Source organism: Vallitalea maricola, from assembly GCF_036985595.1.
Classification (GTDB): Bacteria; Bacillota; Clostridia; order Lachnospirales; family Vallitaleaceae; genus Vallitalea; species Vallitalea maricola.
On sequence record NZ_BTPU01000199.1, the window covers coordinates 1 to 263 of the forward strand.

Consider the following 263-nt stretch of genomic DNA (forward strand, 5'->3'; position numbering starts at 1 on the left):
ATATTAGCCAGTATGCTAATATTTTAGCTGCAAAACAATTATCAGAAAAAACAGGAAAAGGATTATCTAAAAGAGAAATTATTAATCAACAAAGAGAATTTGAGAGAGAGACAAAATGTAATAAAGTCTTTAATATGGATAGACAAGATCCTAACTTTCCAAAAGAATTTGCAAAATTTATAAAAAGATATAATAACTATTGTGATAAAAGTGGACAACCTAATAGAAAGGTAAAGCCTCTTAACGCTAATCCAACTTTAAAA

Annotated in this window: 1 protein-coding gene; it reads left to right on the forward strand. The window is 26.6% G+C overall.

Annotated features, from left to right (window positions below):
• Positions 1-263 (forward strand): hypothetical protein (locus AACQ14_RS23865; RefSeq protein ID WP_339366037.1); only part of this gene is annotated, 263 nt, incomplete at both ends.